An 827-nucleotide genomic window follows, 5' to 3' on the forward strand; every position below is an offset into this window, starting at 1 on the left:
CGTTGCATGGAGCGCTGGAGGACGCCTACCGCCACGGCCTCGCCCTCATCGAGGCGGTGAAGGCGCTGCGCGAGAGCCAGCCGACGCCGGCCGCTCCGGTCGCCGCTCCGGTCGCCCCGCCGCCCGTCCCCGCCGCGGCAGGGGAGAACCGACGCCTGGCCGTGTTGCGGACGCTCCAGCAATCCCGCGTCGCCCGCGACAAGTATTTTCCGAAGGGGCTGTTCGAGGACCCCTGCTGGGACATGCTGCTGGACCTGATGGCCAACCATTTGCGCGGGCGGCGGATTTCCGTGTCGTCGCTGTGCATGGCCTCCGGCGTGGCCCAGACCACGGCGCTGCGGCGGATCACCGAACTGCACGATCGCGGGCTGGTGCGCCGCATCGCCGACGAGAAGGATGGCCGCCGCGTCTTCATCGAGCTGACCGAGCAGGGGATCGCCGCCCTGTCCGGCTATGTCGAGCACATCCAGGAATTGACCTGACCGGGGCCGGACCGGCGCGAATTGGCCCGGTCCGGCGGGTTTCCCGCCCAGACTGCTTCAACCGGGACCCGTCCCGGATCGACAGCGCCCCCTGAAAGCGGCCAACATCGCGGTAAGGAACGCCCTGCGCGCAGGACGGCGGAGACCCGATGGCCGACCAGAAACTGAAGGATGTGATCGTCGTTGCCACCCCCACGGAGGGGATCGGCCCGACATCCTCCCTGCCCATGCGCCCGGCGACGCCCAGCGAGGAGCGGGACCGCCAGCGCATGGCCGAACGGCTGCGCGCGCAGGGCTGGAGCTACCGCCGCATCGCGGAGGAACTTCAAGTCTCCTACATCCTGG

2 protein-coding genes are annotated in these 827 nt (G+C 70.3%); both read left to right on the top strand.

Translation table 11 applies throughout. From position 1 onward, the window contains the following. The coding region (locus GBZ26_RS29655; protein ID WP_174441835.1) for a MarR family transcriptional regulator at positions 1–482 on the top strand (482 nt) is incomplete at its 5' end. 149 nt (positions 483–631) lie between these two features. Further along, a partial coding sequence (locus tag GBZ26_RS29660; protein WP_174441836.1) for a helix-turn-helix domain-containing protein occupies positions 632–827 on the top strand: 196 nt, incomplete at its 3' end.

It is taken from the genome of Azospirillum formosense, assembly GCF_013340925.1.
GTDB lineage: Bacteria > Pseudomonadota > Alphaproteobacteria > Azospirillales > Azospirillaceae > Azospirillum > Azospirillum formosense.